The 23061-nt window shown below is 68.8% G+C and carries 21 protein-coding genes; 10 read left to right on the forward strand and 11 right to left on the reverse strand.

Annotated features, from left to right (window positions below; all coding sequences use genetic code 11):
* The first annotated feature begins 231 nt into the window (after positions 1-231).
* Positions 232-855 (forward strand): alpha/beta fold hydrolase, encoded by a 624-nt coding sequence (locus ABD156_RS40740; protein ID WP_344286387.1) that lies wholly within the window; start codon positions 232-234, stop codon positions 853-855.
* Here ABD156_RS40740 and ABD156_RS40745 read toward each other — a convergent pair.
* Together ABD156_RS40745 and ABD156_RS40750 are read right to left on the reverse strand one after the other, a co-directional pair.
* On the reverse strand, positions 848-2182 hold the full coding sequence (locus ABD156_RS40745) for an MFS transporter (RefSeq protein ID WP_344286388.1): 1335 nt from the start codon (positions 2180-2182) through the stop codon (positions 848-850). The two genes, ABD156_RS40740 and ABD156_RS40745, sit on opposite strands and share 8 nt — an antisense overlap.
* 16 nt (positions 2183-2198) lie before the next feature.
* On the reverse strand, positions 2199-3464 hold the full coding sequence (locus ABD156_RS40750) for a hydroxyacid-oxoacid transhydrogenase (protein ID WP_344286590.1): 1266 nt from the start codon (positions 3462-3464) through the stop codon (positions 2199-2201).
* A 129-nt stretch (positions 3465-3593) separates the two neighbouring features.
* Between ABD156_RS40750 and ABD156_RS40755 the strand changes: the two genes are divergently transcribed.
* The gene (locus ABD156_RS40755; RefSeq protein WP_344286389.1) at positions 3594-6458 is read left to right on the forward strand and encodes an FAD-binding and (Fe-S)-binding domain-containing protein; all 2865 of its coding nucleotides are present in this window, start codon (positions 3594-3596) and stop codon (positions 6456-6458) included.
* A gap of 68 nt (positions 6459-6526) precedes the next feature.
* Here the strand turns inward: ABD156_RS40755 and ABD156_RS40760 are convergent, their stop codons facing one another.
* The gene (locus ABD156_RS40760) at positions 6527-7315 is read right to left on the reverse strand and encodes an IclR family transcriptional regulator (RefSeq protein WP_344286390.1); all 789 of its coding nucleotides are present in this window, start codon (positions 7313-7315) and stop codon (positions 6527-6529) included.
* Positions 7316-7465: 150 nt separating this feature from the next.
* Here ABD156_RS40760 and ABD156_RS40765 point away from each other — a divergent pair, with 150 nt between their 5' ends.
* The gene (locus tag ABD156_RS40765; protein ID WP_344286391.1) at positions 7466-7984 is read left to right on the forward strand and encodes a MarR family winged helix-turn-helix transcriptional regulator; all 519 of its coding nucleotides are present in this window, start codon (positions 7466-7468) and stop codon (positions 7982-7984) included.
* Here ABD156_RS40765 and ABD156_RS40770 read toward each other — a convergent pair.
* The 3 genes from ABD156_RS40770 to ABD156_RS40780 all read right to left on the reverse strand — a co-directional run bounded on the left by ABD156_RS40770 (position 7933) and on the right by ABD156_RS40780 (position 11876).
* Complete coding sequence (locus ABD156_RS40770) at positions 7933-8748, reverse strand: SDR family oxidoreductase (RefSeq protein ID WP_344286392.1); 816 nt, start codon at positions 8746-8748, stop codon at positions 7933-7935. The genes ABD156_RS40765 and ABD156_RS40770 overlap by 52 nt on opposite strands.
* A 105-nt stretch (positions 8749-8853) precedes the next feature.
* On the reverse strand, positions 8854-10527 hold the full coding sequence (locus tag ABD156_RS40775; protein WP_344286393.1) for an aldehyde dehydrogenase family protein: 1674 nt from the start codon (positions 10525-10527) through the stop codon (positions 8854-8856).
* A complete protein-coding gene (locus ABD156_RS40780) occupies positions 10524-11876 on the reverse strand; it encodes a flavin monoamine oxidase family protein (RefSeq protein WP_344286394.1) in 1353 nt (450 codons plus the stop codon). The genes ABD156_RS40775 and ABD156_RS40780 overlap by 4 nt, the downstream gene beginning before the upstream one ends.
* A gap of 135 nt (positions 11877-12011) precedes the next feature.
* Here ABD156_RS40780 and ABD156_RS40785 point away from each other — a divergent pair, with 135 nt between their 5' ends.
* From ABD156_RS40785 to ABD156_RS40800, 4 genes are all read left to right on the forward strand, one after another.
* Positions 12012-12641, forward strand: a complete 630-nt coding sequence (locus ABD156_RS40785; protein WP_344286395.1) for a TetR/AcrR family transcriptional regulator — start codon at positions 12012-12014, stop codon at positions 12639-12641.
* A gap of 105 nt (positions 12642-12746) precedes the next feature.
* Entirely contained in the window at positions 12747-14189 is a 1443-nt protein-coding gene (locus ABD156_RS40790; protein WP_344286396.1) for an APC family permease, read from the forward strand.
* Complete coding sequence (locus tag ABD156_RS40795; RefSeq protein ID WP_344286397.1) at positions 14167-15471, forward strand: flavin monoamine oxidase family protein; 1305 nt, start codon at positions 14167-14169, stop codon at positions 15469-15471. Before ABD156_RS40790 ends, ABD156_RS40795 begins: the two co-directional genes overlap by 23 nt.
* A gap of 10 nt (positions 15472-15481) precedes the next feature.
* On the forward strand, positions 15482-15949 hold the full coding sequence (locus ABD156_RS40800; protein WP_344286398.1) for a hypothetical protein: 468 nt from the start codon (positions 15482-15484) through the stop codon (positions 15947-15949).
* Position 15950: 1 nt separating this feature from the next.
* Here the strand turns inward: ABD156_RS40800 and ABD156_RS40805 are convergent, their stop codons facing one another.
* Positions 15951-16706: an SDR family NAD(P)-dependent oxidoreductase gene (locus tag ABD156_RS40805; RefSeq protein WP_344286399.1), complete on the reverse strand. Its 756-nt coding sequence runs from the start codon at positions 16704-16706 to the stop codon at positions 15951-15953.
* 181 nt (positions 16707-16887) lie between these two features.
* Between ABD156_RS40805 and ABD156_RS40810 the strand changes: the two genes are divergently transcribed.
* Complete coding sequence (locus ABD156_RS40810) at positions 16888-17622, forward strand: SDR family NAD(P)-dependent oxidoreductase (protein WP_344286400.1); 735 nt, start codon at positions 16888-16890, stop codon at positions 17620-17622.
* Between the two features lie 36 nt (positions 17623-17658).
* On the opposite strand, the gene ABD156_RS40815 is transcribed toward ABD156_RS40810, so the two are convergent.
* The 4 genes from ABD156_RS40815 to ABD156_RS40830 form a co-directional block, all read right to left on the reverse strand.
* The gene (locus ABD156_RS40815; protein WP_344286401.1) at positions 17659-18483 is read right to left on the reverse strand and encodes an IclR family transcriptional regulator; all 825 of its coding nucleotides are present in this window, start codon (positions 18481-18483) and stop codon (positions 17659-17661) included.
* A gap of 158 nt (positions 18484-18641) precedes the next feature.
* Positions 18642-18905 carry a ferredoxin gene (locus ABD156_RS40820; RefSeq protein ID WP_344286402.1) on the reverse strand — a complete coding sequence of 88 codons (264 nt, stop codon included), beginning with the start codon at positions 18903-18905 and terminating at the stop codon, positions 18642-18644.
* Positions 18902-20047: a 3-ketosteroid-9-alpha-monooxygenase, oxygenase component gene (locus ABD156_RS40825; RefSeq protein WP_344286403.1), complete on the reverse strand. Its 1146-nt coding sequence runs from the start codon at positions 20045-20047 to the stop codon at positions 18902-18904. The genes ABD156_RS40820 and ABD156_RS40825 overlap by 4 nt, the downstream gene beginning before the upstream one ends.
* Positions 20048-20136: 89 nt before the next feature.
* The gene (locus ABD156_RS40830) at positions 20137-20523 is read right to left on the reverse strand and encodes a nuclear transport factor 2 family protein (protein WP_344286404.1); all 387 of its coding nucleotides are present in this window, start codon (positions 20521-20523) and stop codon (positions 20137-20139) included.
* 209 nt (positions 20524-20732) lie between these two features.
* Here ABD156_RS40830 and ABD156_RS40835 point away from each other — a divergent pair, with 209 nt between their 5' ends.
* A complete protein-coding gene (locus ABD156_RS40835; protein ID WP_344286405.1) occupies positions 20733-21776 on the forward strand; it encodes a 2Fe-2S iron-sulfur cluster-binding protein in 1044 nt (347 codons plus the stop codon).
* Between the two features lie 87 nt (positions 21777-21863).
* Positions 21864-23048 carry an acyl-CoA dehydrogenase family protein gene (locus ABD156_RS40840; RefSeq protein WP_344286406.1) on the forward strand — a complete coding sequence of 395 codons (1185 nt, stop codon included), beginning with the start codon at positions 21864-21866 and terminating at the stop codon, positions 23046-23048.
* The last annotated feature ends 13 nt before the right edge of the window (positions 23049-23061 follow it).

Here is a 23061-nt window from a genome sequence, read left to right on the forward strand (position 1 = left end):
AGGCACCGCAACGCTATTTCGCGGTTTACGACCAGGCGCTGCGGGAATGCCCGCCGCCTGACGAGGTCTTCGACGTTGCCTGCAGACACGGCACTACTCGCGTCTACCGCTTCGGCGACGGCGAGCGGCCGATCGTGCTCCTCCCAGGCCTCATGGCCACCGCCGCCTGTTACGCGCCGTTGATTCGGTCCCGTCTATGCGGTCGACACCCTCGGCGAGGCCGGCCGCAGCGTGCAGACCAGGCCGTTCGCCGACATCCGCGACCGCGCACTCGGCTTCGACGACGTCCTGGCGGCGCTCGGGCTGCGCAACGTCTTCCTGGTCGGCGGCTCGACCGGCGGTTGGCACGCGGTCAATCAGGCCATCCACGCCCCGGACCGGCTCGCCGCCCTCTGCCTGCTCGATCCGACGACCGTCAGCGCGAAGTTCTCGGCGGCCACCCAACGCCGCGCGCTGAAAGCGATGGTGCTGAACCGCGACCGCGACTGGCAGCGCTTCGTGGCCTGGTCAGCCGGCGAGGACATCTTCGGCCAGCCCGCCGCACAGGTGGTCGTCGCCGGGATTCGGGCTTATCGCGCCCGGATCCCGCTCCAGGCCCGCCCGCGCGACGCCGACCTCCGCGCGATCCGGACGCCGGTGCTGGCGCTGTTCGGCGGACGCAGCGTCGTGCACGATTCAGTTGCCGCGGCGGCAAATCTCCGCAGACTCCTCCCGCACGCAGGGGTGGAAATCCTGGAGGAAGCCGGGCATTACCTCTATCTCCGCCCCGAAGACCGGCAGCGCATCGTCGAGGTGATCAGCGCGGCGCGCGTTCCGGGCGACGGTCAGCCGCCCGGAACGCGGTCGCTCAGGTGAAGCGCGGAACCTCCTTCACCGGCGCGGGAGCCTTGACGTCGTCGTCGAACAGATCGCTCTGGCGGATCGCCAGCGTGCAGACCACGCTGATCACGGTCGTCGCGGCGAGGTAGATCAGGATGCCGGTCGTCCCGGTCTTCCCGGCGAGGTAAGCGAGGATCAACGGAGTGAGCCCCGAAGCCACGACGCCGGAAAGCTGGTACACCACCGAAATCCCGGTGCACCGCCGAGAAATCGGGAACAGTTCGGCGTAAAACGCGGCCTGCGGGCCGTACATCACCGGGTAGCTGATGCCCAGCACGGCAATCAACGAGAGCGTGATCAGCACGGGATTGCCGCTGTGCAGGGCCGCAAGCGCCGGGATCGCCAGCACCAGCGTCGTCACGGCTCCGGTGGTGAAGGTCCGCCGCCGGCCGAAGCGGTCGGACACCCTGCCGAACACCGGGATGAACACCACCATCACCGCGGCCGCGATCATCACGCCGACCAGCAGCGGCTGCCGGTCCAGTTTCAGCGTTCCGCTGCCGTAGGAGATCACGAAGACCGCCCACGCGTTGAACGCCACGCCCTCGGTGAAACGGCTGCCCATGCCCAGCAGCAAATGCCGCCGGGAGAGCCGGTCGCGGACCAGTTCGACGGCCGGGACGGTGGCGGTGCCCTCCTCGGCCGCCATGGTGCGGAAGGCCGGGGTTTCCATGACCTTGACCCGGATCAGCAGGCCGGCCAGCACCAGCACCGCGGAGAGCAGGAAGCCGATTCGCCAGCCCCACGAGAGGAAGGCCGCGTCGCTGGTGATGGCGTTGAGCAGGGCCAGCACGCCGGTGCCCAGCGTGAGCCCGATGGCCAGGCCGATCTGCGGGAAGCTGCCGTAGAGACCGCGTTTCCCGCGCGGGGCGTATTCGGTGGCCATCAGCACCGCACCGCCCCATTCGCCGCCGACGGCCACGCCCTGGGCCAGGCGGAGGACGACGAGGATGATCGGCGCGGCCGGTCCGATCATCTGGTAGTCGGGCAGCAGGCCGATGAGACAGGTCGCGGTGCCCATGATGAGCATGGTCGCGACGAGGATTTTCTTGCGCCCGATCCGGTCGCCGAGGTGGCCGAAGATGAAGCCGCCGACCGGGCGGGCGAGGAAGCCGAGCGCGAAGGTCGCGAAGGCCAGCACGGTGCCGACCAGGGGATCGGAGCCGGGGAAATACAGTTTGTTGAACACGAGTCCCGCGGCGGTGCCGTACAGGAAGAAGTCGTACCACTCGACGGTCGTGCCGAACACGCTGGACGCGACCACCAGGCGGACGTCGGTGCTCTTCTCAGGAGTTGTCGCCATTGATAACTCCCGGTGGTCAGAGCGAACGGCGGAAGATGTCTTCGAGCGCGGTCCGGGTGACCGGACGGGGCACGACAGCCAGCTGGCGGGTCTGCTTGAGCGTGCCGTCGACGAGGGTGTCGATGTCCTCGTCGCCGTAACCGAACGCGTGCAGTCCCTTCGGCATCTGGATGTCGGCCATCAGCTCGGTGAGCACGTGCGGGAGGGCGTCCGCACCGTCTGTAGTGGTGAACGTCTGCCCGCCGGACAGCAGGTGCGCGGCGTGCAGATGCCGTTCCGGCGACGCGGGGTAGGTCCAGCGGAACACCTCGGCGGCGGTCGCAGACACCGCCTGGCCGTGCGGGACCATCGGCATTTCCGGGTAGCCCGCGGCGCGGTACTGCTTCACCGCCCCGGCGATCGGGTAGGCGTTGGCGTGCGGCAGGTGGGTGCCGGCGTTGCCGAAACCGGTTCCGGCGTAGGTGGACGCCAACGCCATCTGGGTGCGCGCGGTCAGGTCGCGTCCATTGAGTACAGCGGCGCGCAAATGCTTGCCCACCAACGTCAACGCCATCTCGCACCAGACGTCGCTGATCGGGTTGGAGCCGCAGAAAGCCGGTCGCTTCATCGGGTCTTCCGGCGCGGGCTTCGCGTCGAACGCGACGCTGGTGTAGCTCTCCAACGCGTGCGACAGGACGTCCATGCCGCTCGCGGCGGTCACCTCCGAGGGCAGGCTGATCGTGGTGCGCGGGTCGACGACCGCCAGCGACGGGCGCAGCGACGGATGGCTCACTCCGGCCTTGAGGTGCAGGCCGAGCAGGTCGACGACGCAGATCGTGGTCGATTCGGACCCGGTGCCAGCCGTGGTCGGGACGGCGATCAGCGGCTTCAGCGGCAGCCACGGGGCTTTGCCCGCGCCGATCGGTGGCGTCACGAAGTCGAGCAGTTCGCCGGGGTGTGTGGTCAGCAGGTTGACGGCCTTGGCGGTGTCGATCGCCGAGCCGCCGCCGATCGCGACGAAACAGTCCCATTCCTGCTGGCGGGCGTAGGCGACGGCCTCGTCGATGCTGGCGTCGGTCGGTTCGACGCCGACGCCGTCGAAGATCTCGCTCTTCACGCCGGCCGCGCGAATCGAGTCGAGCGCCCGGTCCGGGATGCCGGTGCCGCGGACGCCGGGGTCGGTGAGGATCAGGCACGACTTGGCCTGCCGGGCGGCCACCTCCGCGCCCAGCTCGTCGAGCGCGCCGGCACCGAACTTCAGCGGGGGCGCTGCCCAGGTGAACACGCTTTCGTTGCGGGGCATGTCGGTCAAGGAGACCACTCCTCACGTCGATGTTGACAACATGTGGAAGCTATATCCACTATGTGGCGAGCCTTCACGGTAGCCCGAGGACCGCGGCGCTGTGAACCCCCGATTTCCCAGGAGACGCCCATGCCGGCCCGAGCCCGTACGCATTCGGCACTGCAGGAAGCCCTCGCGCGGGCGGTGTCCGGCGAGGTCGCCGGCGACCCGGCCACGCTCGCCACCCACTCCACCGACGCGTCGAACTACCGGCACATCCCGCTGCTCGTCGTGCGTCCGCGCAGTGCGGAAGACGTGGTCGCGGCGCTGAAGGTGTGCGCGGAGCACGGCGCGCCGGTCCTCCCGCGCGGCGCGGCGACCAGCATCGGCGGGCAGGCCGCGAACCGCGCGGTGATCCTGGACTTCACCCGGCATCTCAACCGCGTGCTGGACATCGACCCCGTCGCCCGCACCGCGCGCGTCGAACCCGGTCTCGTGCTCGACCGGCTGCGCGAACGGGCCGCCGAACACGGGCTCACCTTCGGCCCGGACCCGTCGACACACAGCCGCTGCACGATCGGCGGCATGATCGGCAACAACGCCTGCGGTTCGCATTCGGTGGCGTGGGGCAAGACGGTCGACAACGTCCGCGCGCTGGAAATCGCCCTCCTCGACGGAACCCGCCTCGAGGTCGGCCCCACCTCTCCGGCGGACCTGGCGGAGTTCTGCGCCCGCGAGGATTCGGTCGGCGCGCTGTACCGTGGCCTGCGAGACCTGCGCGACGAATACCTGGCCGATATCCGGCTCGGCTACCCGAAACTGCCCCGGCGGGTCTCCGGATACAACCTCGAATACCTGTTGCCGGAGAACGGTTTCGACGTCGCCAAGGCTCTGGTCGGCTCCGAGGGAACCTGCGCGACCATGCTGAGCGCGGTCGTCGACCTGGCCCCGATCCCGGCCACGCGCGCCCTCGCCGTGCTGGGCTTCGAGAACAGCATCGCCGCCGCCGACGCGGTCCCTGAGCTGCTCGACCTTCCGGTGCTCACCATGGAAGGCATCGAAGCCGGTCTCGTCGCCGCATTGGACGCCCGGAAACCCGGCGACCGCAGCACCCTGCCGGACGGAACCGCGTGGCTGTACCTGGAAACCGGCGGCGACGACGCGGCGGAGGCGGCGGCTGTCGCCCATCAGGTCGCCGCCCGCGCCCCGCAGGTCGGCGCTACTGCTTTGGTCGTGGAAGATCCTGCCGCGCAACGGAAACTCTGGCGCATCCGGGAGGAAGGCGCAGGTCTCGCGACCCGGCTGGCCGACGGATCCGAGGCCTGGTCGGGCTGGGAAGACTCCGCGGTCCCGCCGGACCGGCTCGGCGCGTACCTGCGCGAATTCGACCTGCTGCTGGACAAACACGGCCGCAAGGGCGTGGCGTACGGCCACTTCGGCGACGGTTGTCTCCACGTGCGGATCGATTTCCCGATGGCCGCGCCGGAAGCGAAGGAGGCCTACCGGTCGTTCATGGTCGAGGCCGCGGAACTCGTCGTGTCCCACGGCGGCTCGCTGTCCGGCGAACACGGCGACGGCCAGGCCCGGGCCGAACTCCTGCCGCTGATGTTCTCGCCACGGCTCATGCAGGCCTTCGCCGACTTCAAGGCAGCCTTCGACCCCGCGAACGGCATGAACCCCGGCCGGGTCGTCGACCCCGCGCCGCTGGACGCCGACTTGCGGACGGTCATCGCCCCGCCGGTCCTGCCGACCCGCGCCCGCCTCGCCCTGCACGCCGACGGCGGCGACCTGGCCGCGGCGTCGCGCCGATGCGTGGGCGTGGGCAAATGCGTATCCGAGTCGGGCGGGATGATGTGCCCGAGCTACCGCGCGACCGGCAAGGAAGAGCACTCGACCCGCGGCCGGGCCCGCCTGCTGTTCGAAATGCTCGCCGGAGACGTCATCGAGGACGGCTGGCGTTCCCCCGAGGTCCGCGATGCGCTCGATCTCTGCCTCGGCTGCAAGGCGTGCAAGTCCGATTGCCCCGTCGGCGTCGACATGGCTTCTTACCGGACCGAATTCCTCAGCCGCCACTACGAACGCCGGATTCGCCCGATGTCGCACTACACGATGGGCGCGCTGCCGCGCTGGCTTCGGCTAGGCGCTCCCTTCGCACGCGCCATCAACGCCGTGTCACGAGGCCCGCTCCGCCCGGCCCTGAACCGGCTGGGCGGAATCGCCGCCGAACGCGAACTGCCGCAGCTCGCTTCGCCGACTTTCGCTTCGTGGTTCCGCCGCCGGGAACGGGTGACGTCGTCGTCGAAGGTCGTCCTGTGGCCGGACACCTTCACGAACTTCTTCGACCCCCAAGTCGGCCGGGACGCGGTCGCGGTGCTGGAAGCGCTGGGGCACGAGGTGGTCATCCCGGAGCGGACCGTCTGTTGTGGACTGACCTGGCACAGCACCGGCCAGCTGGACACGGCACGCCGAGTCCTGCGGCGGTCGTTGGACGCGCTCGACCCGTGGCTTCAGGAGGGGATTCCGGTGATCGGCCTGGAGCCCAGCTGCACCGCGACCCTGCGGGAGGACGGTGTCGAGCTGCTGCCGGAGGATTCGCGGACTGCCCTGCTGAAGCGGAGCGTGCGAACGTTCGCCGAGCATCTGGGGGAGAAGGAGCTGCCCGCTTTGAAGCAGTCCTCGGCGCCGGTGCTCACTCAGGTTCACTGTCACCAGCACGCGGATCTCGGTTATGACGCCGACTCCGCACTGCTCGGCCGATTGTCTGAGCAGACGCAAGTGTTGTGGGAGGGGTGCTGCGGTCTGGCGGGGAACTTCGGGTTTCAGCGAGGGCATTACGACGTTTCCGTTGCTGTCGCGGAGCATCAGCTGATGCCCGCGCTGCGAGCGGCGTCGGAAGACACGGTGGTGCACGCGGACGGATTCAGCTGCCGGACGCAGATTCGGCAGTTGTCTGACCGCGAGCCCGCACATCTCGCCTCACTGACCGCGCGCGCCTTGGGCCTCCGCAGCGAGTGAGGCATGGTCCGTGAAGGACTCCTTGAGGGAATCAGATTCCCTCAAGGAGCCCTTCACGGACACCTGACCTAGTGAGTGAGGCGGTCCGGCGGCAAGAACGGCGCGATCTCTTTCGCCGCCTCGACCGCGAGCGCGCCCAGTTCCGAAACCCGCTCCTCCGGCAACCGCACGGTAGGCACCTGGATCACCACAGCCGCCCGAGCAAGACCGCGTTCGTCCAGGACTCCAGCCCCGACACACCGCACCCCGGCGACGTTCTCCTCGTTGTCGATGCTGTACCCGCGATCGCGCGTCTCGGCCAGCTCCAGCGCGAGGGCGTCCCGGGTCGCGAGCGTGTGCGACGTCAACGCGGGCAGCTTCTCCGGCAGACCGGCGAGATAGGACTCCGCGTCCAGAGAATTGGCGAGCATCGCCTTGCCGGAAGCAGTGGCGTACAACGGAAACCGCGCGCCGGGATGTTGCTCGAACCGCAACGGGAGCGTCGATTGCGCGCGCAGCAGCACCACCGACTCCGCACCCTCGCGGATCGTGATGTTGACCGACTCGCCGGTGTCCGCGTTGATCCGCTGGATGACCGGCAACGCCAGCTGCAGCCCGTGCACGCGCTGGGCGGCCTGGCCGAGCAGGATGGCGCCGGGGCCGAGGTGGTAGCTGTCGGTGCGGGGGTTGTGCGCGACGAGCCCGTCGGAGCTCAGCGCGCGCACGACCCGGTGCGTCGTGCCCGGCGTCAGGTCCAGTTTGCGGGCGATCGCGGAGAGCGTGAGTTCCCCGTCCTCGTCCATGAGGAGCCGCAGGATGCCGAGCGCTCGGCGGATGGCCTGCGTTCCGGCTGGCGGCTGTGCTCCGGTCTGGTTCACCTGGGTTCCGTGTTCTCGCGCTGTCGGGTCAGGCCAGATTAACGCCTGCCGGGCCCGGCGCGGCGCAGCGCACCCGATCCGCGCGTCCGCCGGTCCCCGGCCCGTATCATCGGCAATCGTACGGTCCGCTAACGATGGGCAGGGGAAACGATGTCTGGTCCGTTGGTGCCCGGCGGGATCGGGGAGCACACCAGCTGTCTCCTGGTCAAGCTCGGCCAGGTCGTGTTCCGGCTCGCCGAGGACCGGCTGCACGGCCTGGGCCTGCGGGTCCGCCACTACAGCGTCCTGCAGGCGCTGGCCGACAACGGGCCGATGTCGCAGCTGTCGCTGGGCTCGTACCTGCGGATCGACCCGGCGACGATGGTCAGCAGCCTGGACGACCTGGAGTCGCTCGGGCTCGCCGCCCGCGCCCGCGATCCCGAGGACCGGCGGCGTTACGTCGTCGACCTCAGCGACGCGGGCCGGGAGACGCTGCGCAAGGCGAACACACTGCTGGCCGACCTCGACCACCACGTGCTCAGCGACCTTCCGCAGCGCTCCCACGATTCCCTGCACAAGCTGCTCGCCAAAATGAACGAGGGCGCCGTGCTGCCGGGGGAGTTCGACCGGATGCGGGATCAGGCCGGGTCGACGAAGATGTCCAGCGCCAGTTCGCCCTCGCCGCGCTGATAGCCGGACAGGTCCGTGACACCCTCGGCGGCGAGCACCTCGTCGTCGATGAAGAGGTTCCCGGTGCACTCGCGGGACGGCCGGGTGAGGATCGCGTACGCGGCGTCGGCGACGATTGACGGCGTACGCGCTTGGCTCTCGCCGCCGATGATGTTGCGCACCGCGGCGGTGTCGATCAGGGTGCGCGGCCACAGCGAATTCGCGGCGATTCCGTCCGCCTTCAGTTCCTCGGCGAGGCCGACCGTGCAGAGGCTCATCCCGTATTTGGACAGCGTGTAGCCCAGATGCGCACCGATCCACTCGGGGGAGAGGTTCAGCGGCGGCGACAGCGTCAGGATGTGCGCGTTCGCGGCCTTGCGCAGCTGCGGGATCGCCGCCTTGCTGAGCAAGAACGTGCCTCGGGTGTTGATGTCCTGCATGAGGTCGTAGCGCTTCATCGAGAGCTCTTCGGTGCCGGAGCGGTCGAGCGCGCTCGCGTTGTTCACGACGATGTCGATGCCGCCGAACTGCTCCGCCGCCGCTTCGGCCGCGGCGAGGACGTCGTCCTCGGACCGCACGTCGCCGACGATCGGCAGCGCCTGGCCGCCGGCCGTCTCGATCTCCTTCGCCGCGGTGTAGACGGTGCCTTCCAGCTTCGGGTGCGGTTCGGCGGTCTTCGCGAGCAGGACGACGTTCGCCCCGTCCCGCGCCGCGCGGGTCGCGATGGCCAGGCCGATGCCGCGGCTGCCGCCGGACATCAGGACGGTCTTGCCAGCGAGAGTCATGGCCGGGGTCCTTTCGGGTGGGCGAACGGGGTCGGCAGGTGCCATGAGCGCAACATACCATTAGTGGTGCATATGATTTAAGAGGCAAATCCTCACGTCAGGACGCTAGCCGCGGAGCGCGGACGCGAAGATCCCGGGCAGCTTGGACCAGCCAGGACGGCCGGCGAAGGCGGCCAGGCGGCGTCCGGTGACCCGCGCCGTGCGGTTGGTGACGAACCACGGCGGGCGGGGCGAGATCGCGAGCTGCCCGGTCGCGATCGACCGGGGGAACGGCCGGAACGGCCCGTGCACGACGGTCCGTTCGACGTGGTCGAGCAGCAGCGCGTTGTGCACCACGCCGATCCCGCTCTGGACGTCGGTGAGCGGATGCCCGGGGAACGCACCCCAGGATGCGCGGGCGGTCAGGTAGCCGACGCCGGTCCAGGCGTTGATCGCGATGGTGCCGTACCGCAGGCGCGTGATCGCGTCGGTGAAGCTGCTGCCCAGACGCCGCTTCGTCCGCGGGTGGAGCACGATGTTCGCGCCCAGCGTCCCGGCCAGCTTCTCGTTCGCGAAGTCGACGGCTCGGTCGAGGAACTGCCGTGGATCTCCTGGCAGCTGTGTGACCGCCAGGACCGGGCCGAAGTATTCCTCGGTGAACGCGGCGTCGCCGTCCGCGGGCACGTCGAGCAGAAGCCGGTCTTCCCAGCGTTCCGCGTCCGGGTGTTCGGCGAGGGCGGCCTCGCAGCGGGTGTCGCTGCCCGGGTAGTAGGGAGTGCGTTTCCGGGCCGCGGCATACGCCTTGCGAAGTGCGGCAAGGAAAGCGTCCTTCTGCTCCCAACAGCTGCTGAGCACCAGGACTTGCGACGCGACGCAGTTGTACCCGTTGTTGTGCAGCTTCTGCGTGACGACGTGTTCGGCCTGGTACGCCAAGTCCCGCGCGGACCAGCGGCCCGGAACGACGATCGTCGGCGACACCCCGCCGAGTTCGCTGGTGATCGGCTTGTCCAGTCGGACGGTCCGCCGATCCTCGCCCGGGCCGAACACGATGGCGTCGTGGGACTTGACGCTGCCGGTGATGTGCACGTGGCCGATGCCGGGATGGTCGACGGCCGCCGCGCCGACGTCCGCGCCGCCGGTGACGATGCGGACCAAACCGAGGTCGATCAACGGCGCGAAGACCTTCTCGAAGACCGGCAGCAGCGGATCGGTGATCGGGTTCAGCTTGAGCAGGACAACGCGGTTGCCGGCGAACAATTCGTACAGGGTGTCCAGCGGCGCGATGGAGAAGATGTTCCCGGCGCCGAGCACGACACCGACGCCGCCGGTCTTCGCCGGATCCCGCTGGGCCAGTCCGGCTGCGTCGGCGAAGTGTTCCGCGGACACGCCGGGCCGGGACCAGACTTCGGCGGTGAAACCGTTGAGCAGCAAGCGATCGAAGATTCCATGGGGGAGAACCCGGACCGCCGCCCGGTCTCCGGGGGCGGCGGAAAGCCGGAAGCCATCGAGCGGACTCCGTCCGGCCCGCAGGGCTTCAAGCGTCTCCGAGAGTGCCCCGATGCTGCTGAGCACCGCGTAGGGCCCGCTGATCCATTCCTCGCCGACCAGCGGGGAATCCGTCGGCAACCCCTTGATCCCGCAGGCGATCTCGACCCATTCCTGAGCATGCTCCTGGAGCGTGGCCGACGTCGCGGCGAGCAGATCGAGCCGGTCGCCGAGAGAAAGCCGGGCCCAAGTCCGCTCGCCCTGGCGGAGTTCCTCGACAAGACCGTCGAGCCGCGCGGTGTCCAAGGTTTTCACGACTCCTCCGCGAGCACCTCGGCGGCGGCGCGACGGCCGGACCGGACCGCGCCGTCCATGTAGCCGTTCCACACCTCGGCGGTTTCCGCGCCCGCCCAATGGATCCGGCCGATCGGCTCGGCCAGCGCCGCGCCGTACTGCGTCCACACGCCCGCGCCGAGCCGTCCGCCGTAGCAGCCGCGGGTGTACTCCTCGTCCATCCAGTTCTGCTCGACGTAATCGGTCGGCTCGGCCGCTCGCGGACCGAACAGCTTCGTGAGCGACACGACGGCGGCGCTGCGACGGTCTTCCGCGCTCATCCGCGCCGCGCTGCGGGCGTGTGCGCCCTCGAAGAAGCCGACCAGGACGCCGCATGACGCGTCCGGCGGCGAGTTGTCGAGCGTGACGCTGAGCTGGTCGTCGAGGCTGAACGCGAAACCGTTCAGTCCGTCCTCGCGCCAGAACGGAGTCGGATACGCGACCTGGATCTTGATGACCGACCCCATCGGGATCTGCTGGGTCAGGCCGTCCCGCGAACCGGAGAGCGCGGGCTGATACGTCAGGCGTCCGGCCAGGGTCGGCGGGATCGCGACGATGACGTGCCGCGCAGTGACCGAACCGCCGTCGTAGTGCACCTCCACGCCGTCGCTGTGGTGGCTGATCGTGCGGACCGGGCTGCTGAGCCGGACGGTTCCCTCGCCGAGTTCGGCGGCGAGACGCTCGGAAATCTGGTGCGTGCCGCCGACGACGCGCAGTTCCTGGGCACCGCCGGTGGTGCCGACGAGGATATCGAGCAGGCCGCCCGATTTGATGTAGAAAAGGAAGTGCAGCAGGGCCATTTCGGACGCCTCGGCGGAGAAGAGCGCGGGCACGACGGCGTCCCAGAACGCCAGCGCCTCGGTGTTGTCCGTGTTGGCGCGCAACCATTCCGCCAGGGTTTGCCGATCCAGTTCGCCAGCGCCGGGGGACAGCCACGGCGAGGACAGCGACACGGTCTCCGCGATTGCTTCCAGCTCTGCTTGCATGCGGCCGACTTCGATTGCCGCCGCCTCGGAAAGCCCGAAGGTTTCGTCCTCGTACTGGGTGCGAGTCCCGTTGTAGAGCGTGACCGCCGCGCCCTTGTCGTAGGTCGGGTAGGTCTCCAGGCCGAGTTCGCGGACGAGCGCGAGCACCTCGCTCTGCGTCTGGCCGATCCACTGGCCGCCCAGCTCGACCGGTACGCCGTTCGCCAGCTCGCCGCCGAGATTCCGGCCCGCGACGCGGTCCCTCGCCTCCAGCACGAGCACGCTCCGGCCGGCCGCCTTCAGCGCCTTGGCCGCGCACAGGCCGGCGAGCCCGGCTCCGACCACCGCCACGTCACAGTCCGTCATATCTCCACCTTGAGATCTCGGTCGGTTGTCCGACTTTAAAGTAGGCGCCGGAGGCCGGACGTGCAAGAGTGGTGGCGGGAATTCCCGGACGCGCGGCCGTCCGGGGCGCACGACCGAGCGGGGAGCAGGAGTCCAGTGGCCTACGTCAAGGCAGCAGAACGCGAGCAGCAGATCGTCGGCGCGGCGGTCAACGTCCTGAGCGAGGTGGGCGTGCCCGCCACGACCCTGCGCGCCGTCGCCGCGGAGGCGGGCATCTCGCTGGGCACGCTGCACTACGTGTTCCCGTCGAAGGACCTGCTGCTGCAGTCGGTGCTGACGACCGTGATCGACGAGATCGCCGCGACCCTGCGCGCGGGCCTCGAACTGGACAAGGGCGTCGAGCACGCCCTGCGCGCCGGCGTGCTGAACTTCTGGAACCGCCTGGTGGAAAGCCGCCTCGGCCTGCAGATCATGCAGTACGAACTGGCCACCTACTCGCTGCGCGCCGAGGGTGCGGGCGGGCTCGCGCACCTGCAGTACGAGCGGTACACGACGCTGGTCACCCGGTTCTGCGAGCAGGCCGCGCAGGCGGCGGGGGAGCGCTGCGCGGTCGGCTTCGACGTGCTCGGCCGGATCAGCCTCGCGGTCGTCGACGGCCTGATCCTGCAGCACGTCGCGAACCCCGACTCCGAGCGCTCGCACCGCGACCTGAACCACGCGCTGGACATGCTCGTCATGCTCGCCGACCCGCAGCCGGTGGCCAGGGTCCGCGGCGCCGCGAAATAACCCGCTCCGGCGGAGAGTGTTGCTTCGCCGCGACCGCTGACCTACTGTTCTCGGACGGACGTCCGACTTTCCAGTCCGATCCGGTCCCCCGAGGACGGTGCCTCCATGAACTCCAGCATTCCGCCCGGCGCTGCCGACGAGCAGCTCGAAAAGGGCGCACTCAGCACCACCGACATCGTGTTCTTCGTGCTCGCCGGCGTCGCGCCGATGGGCGTGGTCGTCGCAGTCCTGTCTCTGTCCGTCGCCCTCGGCAACGGCCCGGGAGTGCCTGGCACCTACCTGATCGCCGGGGTGGTCCTGGCGTTGTTCGCGGCGGGTTACGTCCAGATGAGCCGCCGCATCACCAACACCGGCGGCTTCTACACCTACGCCAGGGAGGGGCTCGGCAAAGCCGCCGGCGGCGCCGCGGCCTGCCTGGCGCTGGTCACCTACAACGCCGGAACGATCGGCATTTTCGGTTCGCTGGCCTATTTCTCCGACGTCGTCGCCGGGCAGTTCGGCCTGCACCTCGGCTGGGCGACCTGGGCGGTGGTCGCCCTCGCCGCGGTCGCGGCGTTGTCGTACTTCGAGGTCACGCTGAGCGCGAAAGCGCTGGCGGTGCTGCTCGCGGCGGAAGTGCTGGTGCTGCTCGCCTTCGACGTCGCCGTCTTGGTCCACAATGGATTCCATGGCTTCTCGCTCAGCGTGTTCCGGCCGAGCGTCGTGTTCGGCGGCGGCTTCGGGATCAGCCTGATGCTCGCTTTCGGCTCGTTCGCCGGATTCGAAGCGACCGCACTGTACGGCGAAGAAGCCAAAAACCCGCGACGCAGCGTGCCGCGCGCGACTTATCTCGCGCTGGCCGCGATCACGATCTTCTATCTGCTGACCATGTGGGCGGCCATCACTTCCTACGGTTTCTCGAACGCGAAAGCCGCGGCGCAGGCGGATCCGCAAAACTTCATGTTCAAGGCGATGGCCTCGATGCTTTCCCAGGGCATGGCCGACGTGATGGCAGTCCTCGTCGTGACGAGTCTTTTCGCGGCTTTCCTTGCCTTCCATTGCAATACGGCTCGTTACCAGTTCGCGCTCGCCCGAGCCGGTCTGCTGCCGCACTGGCTCACGCGCACGCATCCCCGTTACGGGTCGCCCGTCGCGGCCAGCGCGCTGCAGTTGCTTCTCGTCGCTGTTGTGACCGCGGCTTTCGGCTTGGCGGGCAAGGATCCTTATCTCGGCATGGGAGTCAGCCTGTTCGGATTCGGCGTGCTCGGCATCGTGGTGCTGCAGGCCATTGCCGCGGCGTCGATCGTCGGGTTCTTCCTGCGTCGTCGCGAAGGCGAACCCGTCCTGCTCGCCATTGTCGCGCCCGTGCTCGGCGGTCTCGGACTGGTGGTCGGACTCGTTTACATGATCTCGAACTACTCGGTTTTGGCTGCGGGAACGGTGAAACAACTGGATTACCTGCCGTGGCTGCTTCCGATCGCCGCCGTGCTCGGTGCGGTTGCCGCAGTGACGCGGCACCGCAATGAATCCGTTCGGAGGGACCAGAATGACGCCATCGCCGGCGCTTGAAACGACCGTGGCGATCGTCGGGGCCGGAATGGCCGGGCTAGTCGCCGCACGCGACCTGCGCCGCGCCGGGATCGATGTCGTCGTGCTCGAATCCGCGGGCCGGGTAGGCGGCCGCGTCCTGTCGGAGACCTCCGCACTGGGGTCTCGGCTGGACCTCGGCGGCCAGTGGATCGGCCACGGTCACCATCGGTTCGAGACATTGGCGAAGGAACTCGGCGGGACCGTTTTCCCCATGCACACACCGAAACGCCCCGTCGTGGTCGACGATGCCAAGCCTGTGCCGAGATCTACGATGGCCGCGGCGAACCTGGCGCTCGCGGTGTGGGAACTGCGGGCGAAGCTCGGCGCTCCCGCGAAGTGGGAGCACACGACGGTCGGGCAGTGGATCGCCAAGTCGCCCGGACGGCGTTCGCGACGGGTCCTCGAAGCCCTCGTCGCGGCGTCGAGCTGCGCAGACCTCGACCTCCTGACGATGCACGCGTTCGCCTCGATGATCCGGCACCAAGGCGGGCTGGCCACAATGATGGCGACCAAGGGCGGCGCGCAAGACAGCCTGCTGACCGAGGGCGCCGGAACGCTCGCCGAGCGGTTGGCCGCGGAGCTGGGCACCCGGGTGCGGACGGATTGCCGGGTTACCGCAGTGCGTTCTGCCGCCGAGGAAGTAACCGTGGAAACGCTGTCCGGCGTGGTTTCCGCTAAGAAGGCGATCATCACTGCCCCGCCACCGACCGCCGCGCGGATCGCCTTCCACCCGCCGCTCCCGGCCGCCCGCACGAGGCTGGCGAAGAACATGTACCTGGGCGCGGTGTACAAAGCGATCGCGGTCTACGACCGTCCATTTTGGCGGGAGCGGAACGAGGCCGAACTCGTCGTCCTCGACAAGCCCGCCTCGGTCACCTTCGACACCTCGCCACCCGGCGGCCCGGGACACCTGTGCGTGCTGATCGGCGGCAGCCCAGCGCGCGAACTTGACGCGCTGGCCCCGGACGAACGGCGTGACCTGGTCCTAGGCCCGCTCGCGGCACGGCTAGGCCCGGAAGTCCGCTCACCGGCGAGCTTCCACGAAAAGGCCTGGCACCTGGACGACCACGCCGGCGGCGGCTACTCGGCCCTCCCGAAACCCGGCAGCCGCGACGGCTACTTCCCGATCCCCGCCGACCCGGTCGGCCACGTCCACTGGGCGGGCACCGAGACCGCCGCCGAACACGCCGGATACATCGAAGGCGCGATCGAATCCGGCCAACGGGTGGCTCGCGAGGTCGCCGCTGTGCTCAACGACTGACGGAGAGACCGTGAAATTCACCGATTTCGAGGACGGCTTCCGTTTCGAGCTGGCGAACCGCGAGTTCGCGCGGATCTCGATGACACTGCTCGCCTCCCGCGCCGCTGCGCACGAGCTTGGCCCGTTCTTCGCTGGCTACGCCCGGTTGGAGGCATTCAGCGCGCCTCGGTACCGGGCCGCCGCGGAACGCCTGTCGATCCGCTATCGGCCGAGTCCGCGGACGCGCTTGCGGGGCTGGCTCACCGGGCACACCCCGAAACCCTTGCTGCGCGAACTGCTGCGGATCGCGTACCCGAGGACGGTCGAGTACGCGGAAGACCTCCGGTGCCTGGCCGCGTCCGGGACACCGGGGGATTTTCTCGACTATCTGGTGCGGCAGGAGGACTTGCAGGTGCGGATGATGCACGCGGCACTGATCGGGAACGCCTCGGACGTGCCCGGGATGGTCGAGGAGTTCATCAGCGGCTGGGACAGCTAGATCAGACGCCGTATCCGCCGTCCACGTCGAGCTTCTGCCCGCTGATGAACTCGGCCCGGTCCGAGGCCAGGAAACACACCGCTTCCGCGATGTCCTGCGCGCTGCCGAAGGTGCGCAACGGGATGGCGCGCCGGGCGGCCTCAAGAGCGCGTTCGTCGAGGTCGCCGCGCGCCATCAGGTCCGCGGCCATGCCGTCGGTCAACATCCCGGGCCCGACGCAGTTGACGCGGACGCCGAACCGGCCCTCCTCGGCCGCGAGTGCCCGGGCGGTCGCTTCGACCGCACCCTTGGGCCCCGCGGACAGACCGTCGCGGACTGGATAGCGCTTGGTCGCCGCGGTGGTGACCGCCACGATCGATCCTTTGCTGGCTCGCAGCGCGGGCAATGCCGGATGCACAAGATTGAAGAACGCGGCGGCTTCCGCGGCAAGGTGCCTGCCGAACTCGCCAGGGTCCACTGTAGACAGATGCTGCTGCGGGACGAGCGGCCCGGCGGCGTGGACGAGGGTGTGGATCGCCCCGAAACGCTCGACCACGCTGCCGATGAACGCCTTGCTCTGCGCGGGGTCGGCGAGATCGAGAGAATCGGCCGTCGCGCCGAGTTCGGTCGCCAGCTTGCTCGCTGCTTCCTGATTGCTGCGGTAGGTGAAGGCGATCGCGCAGCCGCGTCCGGCGAGCGTCCGGCAGATCGCGGCGCCCAGCCCTCCGGTGCCTCCGGTCACGACCGCGACGCCCGGCTTGCCGTGAAAGTCGTTCAAGGGCCGGTCTTCTCCTGTCGGGGACGATGGCAAGCAAACGCTTGGTCGAGACTACGAGGCTGTGCCGCGTTGGTCAACCGAGCGCCGGAGGTGTCCATTGAGCCGACGCATGCGCCCCGCTCTTTCCGCTGTCGAAGGTACTTTCGCGCGACCACGCACCCCGAGCCGAAGGAAGTGGAACGTGACCGACCAACTCGTGGATCTGCGGGACAAGATCGTGTTCGTCACCGGTGCCGCACAAGGACAGGGCGCGGAGCACGCCCGGACGGCGGCCCGGCTGGGCGCGAGCGTCGTGCTGGCCGACCTCGACGACAGCGCCGTCGCGAAGGTCGCGGCGGAGATCGACGGGCGAGCCGTCGGGCTGGACGTGCGCAGCAAGGAGAACTGGACCGCCGCCATGGAACGAGTCCGCGCCGAGTTCGGCCGGGTCGACGTGCTCGTCAACAACGCCGGGTTCTACCGCAAGGCGCCGTTGGCGAGTTTCGAGGAGGACCATTTGGCGCAGACCTTGGGCGTCAACCTGATCGGGCCGGTTCTCGGGATACAGGCCGTGCTGCCGTTGATGCGCGACCGCGGCGGTTCGATCATCAACGTCGCCTCGACCGCGGGGTTGACCGGTTTCGCGGGCGGGCTCGGGTACAGCGCGTCTAAATGGGGACTGCGCGGGGCAAGCAAATCCGCGGCGAAGGAGCTTGGCGAGTTCGGCATCCGGGTCAACTGCGTCTGCCCGGGTGCGATCGACACGCAGATGATCTCCGAGACGACCCGCGCGGGCGGGGGAGCGGTGGCGGGTCAGCCGATCCCTCGTCCCGGCACGACGGCTGAGGTGGCCGCGCTGGTGGCGTTCCTCGCCAGCGACGCGAGCAGTTACTGCACCGGACAGGATTTCGTGATCGACGGCGGCCAAACCGCCTGACGACCCGGCTGGCCGGCCCTCCGCATCGAGGGCCGGCTAGCCAGCAGCAGGTCCGCCGTTGGCCAACTGCAGCTCAACCGCAGGAAGCTCCGGCACCGCCCGAGGTCGCAGCGTCGGAACCCCGTTGGCGACCCGCCACACGGTAGCGGCGGCATTGCGCACCTCGGTGATCGTCGAGACCAAGTCGAGCGCTCGGGTCGGCCCGCATACCGACAGCGCGAAGTGTCCGTCATCGTCCATCGTGGTGATCGGGGCGGCTACGACAGTCACGCCGTGATGAGTGCCCTGCGCATCGACGGCGACGCCTCCGCGGTCGCGGACCCGGGCAAGGTCGCGCAGGAGCTGGCTGCGCGACTGGATGGAGTACTGCGTCGGCGCGTACCCGAAATGCAGCTCAGGCCAATGATCGGGCGACAGGGTGGCGAGCAGCGCCCGGCCGGGGGCGGTGAGCGGGACCGGCTGCCGGGCGCCCGCGCTCCACTGCCCGGAGGCGGACGGCCACGAGCCGATCCGCTCCAGGTGCATGATCTCGGAGCCGACCAGCATGCTCAGGTACACGGTCATCCCGCTGCGGCGGTGCAGTTCGGCCATCACCGCGACGGCGGCGCGCGGGACGGTGCGCCGCCGGGTGAACTGGGAGCCGAGCTCGAACATCCGCACGCCGAGCGTGTAGGTGAACTCCTTGCGCTCCACCCAGCCGAGTTCGACCAGCCGCTGCAGGATCCGGTGCGCTGACGACCGCGGGACGTGGGAGCGGCGGGCGAGTTCGGCCAGGGTCAGCGGCCGTTCGCCCACGAAAGACTCCAGCAGGGACGCGACGCGGTCGATCATCGCCGCGGGGGCTTCCTCGATGTGCGCCATTGCACCACCACCTCCAGAGACTGCGTGTGTCAGATTAAGACTACCTGTCAGAATCTGACACCTTGGAGTGTAGGCACATCGACGCTCGGCTGTAAACCGGCTCGCGGACAGAAAAGTGCGCCGTGTCCGGCCAAACCGGGCACGGCGCACCTGTGTGGTCATACCGTCTGGACGATCCGAAGCCGTCCTGCGGCGACTTCGGCCTCGAGGGACTCCTTGAGTCGCGAACATCCGGCCAGCGCGGGTCCCGGCATCGGCGACGCGCCGAGTTCCGCGCAGGCTTCGACGGCTTCGGCGTTCCACTGCAGGCTCGTCTGGTGCACGGTGCTCTTGCGCACCAGCAGCCGCGCGGCGCAGTGCTGGCACCGCAGCGGCTGCATCGGCACGTCGTCGAGCCGGTTGTCGGTCCTGAGTTCGCTCACGGCGCGGTCTCCGTCGGCTTGGCCTGCCGGGCGATGTTGGCGGCCACCTCGTCGTGCCACGCCTTCGTCGGCCGAGTGAGATCCAGTTCGTACTCGAACCGGTCGACCATCTCCGGCTGGACATCCGCGACGTCGACGTAGAACTGCTCATACCAGCGGCGCAGCTGGTACACCGGCCCGTCTTCCTCGCACAGCAGCGGGTTGTCGATCCGGGCCTTGTTCTTCCAGATCTCGACGTCCTGCTCGAAGCCGACCTTGATGTAGTCGCCGAGCGCGATCGCCGACGCCATCGCCGCGTCTTCCGGCAGCGACGCCGACTTCTTGACGATGATCCCGTACTGCAGCACGAACGAATCCGCCGAGATCGGGTAGTGGCAGTTGAGCAGAACCGTGTGGTGATCGCCGAACTCGTAGTGGTAAGTCAGGTCGTCGATCATGAACGACGGGCCGTAATACGACGCGACGGAGGTGGTGCCGAGCATTTTCGGCTGGCCCTCGGGCGCGGGATAGTCGTCGCGGGCGTCGCCGTTCATGTACTGGGTCGCGACGTGGCCCTCGAAGACGTTCTTGAAGTACGTCGGCAGCGATCCGTGCACATAAAAGAAATGCGCCATGTCCACGACGTTGTCGATGATCTCGCGGCAGTTCGTGTTCACGACGGTGGTGTACCAGTGCCAGTCGGTCCACTCGTCGCTTTCCGCGCCCTCGATGCGCGGGATGGCGACCTCCTCGGTCGGCTTCTTGCCTTCCGGGTCGTGCCAGACGAACAGCAGCCCGTCCTGCTCCAAAGTCGTCCACGCCCGGGTGCGCGCGAGCATGGGGACGCGTTTGCTGTACGGGATCTGCTTGCACCGGCCGTCGCCGCCCCAGCGCCAGTCGTGGAACGGGCAGGCGATCTCGTCGCCCTTGACCTCGCCCTGGGACAGGTCGCCGCCGAGATGCCGGCAGTAGGAATCGAGAATATTGATCTTTCCGCTCTCCCCGCGGAACACCACGAGTTTCGTGCCGAAGGCGTGCACGGTATGCGGTTTCCCGTCGGCGAAATCGCGGACGAGACCCAGGCAATGCCAGCCGCGGGCGAAGCGGGACGGTGCCGAATCCGCTTCGATCAGGCGGATCTCGTCCGGTTGCAGAGAAGTCATCGCGCTCTCCTGGAAAGGGTTGGTGGGGAGCTGTCAGTCCGGTGCGTTCCGGTTTTAACAAGTGCCGGGGCCATGAACCGGGTCACAGTTCACTGACTGGAACGCCGGTGGTGCACGACGTCGGCCGGGCTCCAGATCGCGCGCATGCTCGTGATCCGGCCGTGTTCGTCGAACGTCATGACGTCGATCGGCTCGATCGAGCTGACGAACTCCTCGGTCGTGGTGATCACGCGCAGATGGAAGGCCGCCGTGTCGCCGGACGCGCGGACGGTCAGCAGTTCGGCGGTGAGAGCGAGGCCGTCGAGTTCGCTGTAGAACGCGGCGATGGCTGCACGGCCCTTGCGGACGGCGCTGCCCGCGGGGTCTTCGACGGTGGCGTCCTCGGCGTAAAGCTCGGCGATCTTGGCCGCGTCGCCCGCTTCGAGCCTGCGCGCGTACTCCGCGACGGTCTGGGTGATCTTGTCGATGGTCAGCATGCGGGGATGCAAGCACAGCCGGGACCGGGGCGGAGACCGAGCAACCGCTTGGTGGGAAGCCGGTGCCGATTTCACCGCTGACCTGGCCGGAAGCGCCTGCCGGGCAAGATCTTTCGCGACCGGCCTCCCAGTCAGCGAAACGACCGCGGTCCGGCGGCCGGGCGCGGCCCTACCGTTCCCCGATCAGGCGACGAGGACCAGGAGGGTGGATGTCCACCGAAACGAGTACGGGCCGCGAGGCCGCGCCGGGTTCGCGCGGCAAGCGGGTCCGGGTGACCGACGTCGTGGAGGAGACCGCCGACGCGCGCTCGTTCGTCGTGGAGCCGGTCGGGGAAGCCGCGTTCGGTTACCGCGCGGGGCAGTTCCTGACCGTGCGGGTCCCGGACGCCGGAACGGGGTCCGCCCGCTGCTACTCGCTGTCGAGTTCGCCGCACAGCGATCAGGCGATGAAGTTCACCGTCAAGCGCGTGCGGGGCGGACACGGCTCCAACTGGCTGTGCGACACGGTCGCGGCCGGGGACGAACTCGACGTCCTCCCGCCCGCCGGGACGTTCACGCCCGCGTCGCTGGACCAGCCGGTGGTGCTGGTCGCGGGCGGCAGCGGGATCACGCCGGTGATCGCCATCGCGAAGTCGATCCTGTTCGGCGGCAGCGGGAACGTCGTGCTGATCTACGCGAACCGGGACGAGGCGTCGGTGATCTTCGCCGGAGAACTGGCCGCCCTCGAGAGCAAGTTTCCCGATCGCTTCACGGTGATCCACCTGCTGGAGTCGCTGCAGGGCTATCCCGGCCGGAACCTGCTGACCGTGCTGCTGCGTCCGTTCGCCGGCCGCGACGTCTACCTCTGCGGTCCGGAACCGTTGATGGACCTGGCGGCGGACGTCTGCGCCGGAATCCCCGGGACCAAGGTGCACTCGGAGCGATTCCTTTCCCTGCAGCAAGATCCGTTCGCCGCCGACCCGGAGGCCGGGACCGGCGAGGTAGCGAGCACGGTACGGGTCTCGCTCGACGGCGACGACCACGTCGTGCCCTGGAATGCCGGGCAGAAACTCCTCGACGCGCTCTTGGCCGCAGGCGTCGACGCGCCGTACTCGTGCCGCGAAGGCGCCTGCAGCGCGTGCGTGTGCGCGTTGACGGAAGGCAAGGTGAACCTGGCGCGCAACGAGATTCTGACCGAAGACGATCTCGCCGACGGTTACATCCTGGCGTGCCAGGCGGAACCGGTCAGCGACGAGATCGCCATCGAGTACTGAGGCCGCTGTTCCACTCATCAGGAGACCCGGTCCGATCCGGCTTCCTGGTTGGCAAGCTCGACCCACTGCGAAGATCTAGGAGCCCCTATGCCGAATCCAGTGCTCGACAACATCGAGGCGATCGCCGACGAACTCCGGGCCGCCGCCGACGAGGGCGAGTCGCTCGGCCGCCTTCCCGACGACATGGCCAAGCGGCTCAAGCAGGCGGGCATCATCCGGTTGCTGCAGCGCAAGAAGTACAACGGCTACGAGGCCCACCCGCGCGAGTTCGCCGAGACGGTCATGAAGACCGCGAGCGTCTACGGGTCGGCGGGTTGGGTGGGCGGCATCGTCGGCGTCCACCCGTGGCAGCTGGCCTTCGCGGATCCGAAGGTGCAGGAAGAGATCCTGGGCGAGGACACCGATACGTGGCAGGCGTCGCCGTACATGCCCGCCGGGGTCGCGGTGCCGGCCGACGGCGGTTTCGTGCTGAACGGCCGCTGGCAGTTCTCGTCGGGAACCGACCACTGCGACTGGATTTTCCTCGGCGCGATGCTCGGCGGCCAGGACGGCCAGCCGCTGATGCCGCCGCACAGCATGCACGTGATCCTGCCGCGTTCGGATTACGAGATCATCGACGGTTCCTGGGACGTCGTCGGCCTTCGCGGCACCGGCAGCAAGGACATCGTGGTCAAGGACGCGTTCGTCCCGGCTTACCGGGTGATGGACGCGGACAAGGTCATCGACGGCTCCGCGGCGAGGGAGTACGGCGTCACCGAGACGCTGTACAAGATGCCGTGGTCGACGATCTTCCCGCTGGGCATCACCTCGGCCACCATCGGCATTTGCGAGGGCGTGCTGGCCGCCGGGGTCGAGTACCAGCGCAATCGCGTCGGCGCGACCGGCACTCTCGTCAAGGACGATCCGTATGTGCTGCACGCGCTCAGCGATTCGGCCTCGGAGATCGACGCCGCGCGCCAGCAGCTTCTGTCCAATGTGGACAAAGTGTGGGACAAGGTCGACCGCGGCGAGGAGATCGACTTCGCCACCCGCGCCCAGATCCGCCGCGACCAGGCCCGCGCGGCGTGGCGAGCGGTCCGCGCCGCCGACGAGATCTTCGACCGCGCCGGCGGGAACGCGTTGCGGATGGACAACCCGCTGCAGCGCTTCTGGCGGGACGCGCACGCCGGTCTGCACCACGCGATCCACGTCACCAGCACCACCTACCACGCCGCCGCACTGGCGTCGCTGAACGTCGAAGTCCCGCAGGGTCCCCTGCGCGTGATGATCTGAGAAAGGACCTCCG

Origin of the sequence: Amycolatopsis albidoflavus, from assembly GCF_039525725.1 — a bacterium.
Taxonomy (GTDB): Bacteria; Actinomycetota; Actinomycetes; order Mycobacteriales; family Pseudonocardiaceae; genus Amycolatopsis; species Amycolatopsis albidoflava.